The organism is Halobacillus sp. BBL2006, from assembly GCF_000786645.1.
Classification (GTDB): Bacteria; Bacillota; Bacilli; order Bacillales; family Halobacillaceae; genus Halobacillus.
In genome coordinates this window covers 1-1,524 of sequence record NZ_JRNX01000829.1, presented here as the reverse complement: position 1 = coordinate 1,524, position 1,524 = coordinate 1, and the positions used below count along the sequence as shown (strand labels likewise).

3 protein-coding genes are annotated in these 1,524 nt (G+C 43.4%); all 3 read right to left on the bottom strand.

Features of this window, described 5'->3' with window-relative positions; translation table 11 throughout:
• Nucleotides 1-151, bottom strand: a 151-nt coding sequence (locus tag LD39_RS23690) for a hypothetical protein (protein ID WP_231572626.1), incomplete at its 3' end; no start/stop codon positions are given.
• On the bottom strand, nt 141-905 hold the full coding sequence (locus LD39_RS20185) for an ABC transporter ATP-binding protein (RefSeq protein WP_035552785.1): 765 nt from the start codon (nt 903-905) through the stop codon (nt 141-143). The genes LD39_RS20185 and LD39_RS23690, both read right to left, overlap by 11 nt.
• A 101-nt stretch (nt 906-1,006) precedes the next feature.
• The coding region (locus LD39_RS20180) for an ATP-binding protein (RefSeq protein ID WP_035552783.1) at nt 1,007-1,524 on the bottom strand (518 nt) is incomplete at its 5' end.

Here is a 1,524-nt window from a genome sequence, read left to right as displayed (position 1 = left end):
CTCCCCCCTGTGCTTCTGCCATACTTGGGTTGTATTGCAAGGTCACAAAGGCAAAGTACAAGGCCACGCTGAAAATAAGCGCAAAGACGTACAAATAATAGTTTCTCAAGTTCTTTTTTAAATTGCGGAAAATGAGCTGATTAATACTCATATTGAACCCCGCCCAGCACACCTTGCGTCTTCATAATATCCTTCAGCATACTCTGTCTGGTTTGGTTTCCTTTGTTCAGTTCCGTGTAAATCTGCCCATCCTTGATGAAGATGACCCGACTGCAATAACTCGCAGCGACAGGATCGTGCGTAACCATCACAATCGTTGATTTCCGCTTTTCATTCAGTTCGCTTAATTTGTTCAAAAGATCGGAAGCAGACTTGGAATCCAGCGCACCTGTGGGTTCGTCAGCAAAGATGATGCTAGGTTCATGGATGAACGCACGGGCAGCGGATGTCCGTTGTTTTTGCCCGCCGGAAATTTCATTTGGGTATTTATTTTGGATATCATCGATGCCCAGTTCTTTTGCCACCATAAGGAAGCGGTCAATGGCTTCTCTTTTTGGGGCGTTGGAAATCGATAATGGTAAAAGGATGTTTTCCTTTACCGTCAACGTGTCTAATAAGTTGTAATCCTGAAAAATGAACCCTAAGTGATGTTTCCTGAACTCGGCGAGTTTCTTCTCTTTTTTGCCGGTGATCTCCTGATCTTCAATGTGAATCGTCCCTTGGCTGACCTTATCGATGGAGGAGAGGACATTCAAAAGCGTCGTTTTACCTGATCCCGAGGCCCCCATGATACTGACGAACTCCCCTTTTTCAATGGAAAGGTCAATTCCTTTCAGTACTTCGTTTTTCATAAATTTATTTCCGTAGCTTTTACGGACTTTATTCGCTTCTAAAATGGTTGACATGGTAGTGAACCTCCTTGATTAACTAGTTCCATTATAAAAGGGGAAGAGGGAGCAATTCCTTCGATTTATCTAACAAAAGAGCGAAGCATGTGACATTTTTGTCACACGCCTCGAATGGTTTCAAATTCATTCATTTTTGGAAAGGTTAATGTGAACGTCGTTCCTTCGTTGAGTGTGGAATGAACTTCAATATGAATATGCAGCGACTGGGCAATTTTTTTCGTTAAGTATAGTCCCATTCCTGTAGCGGCGTGGTCTTGATGCTGAGTGGTCGAGGTGAATCCTTTGTTGAAGATGCGCGGCAAATCTTTCGCATCAATTCCGCGTCCCTCATCTTTGATTATTAAGACGGTGCGGCCCTCTGATTCAAAGCTGTGCAGGTGAATGTCGGACGTTTCACTGTACTTCACAGCGTTCGTCAGTAACTGCCGTACGATAAAAGCGAGCCACTTTGCATCACTGAGGACAGAGGCTGCCTCCAGATCCAAATCAAAGCCAATACCTTTTTGCACACACCACGATTGTAAGGTTTTGATTTCTGAGAAAATTAAATCCTCTAAATCCGTTTGTTCTACATATAAGTCATTTTCGATAAACGGCATACGCTTCTGATGCAGCT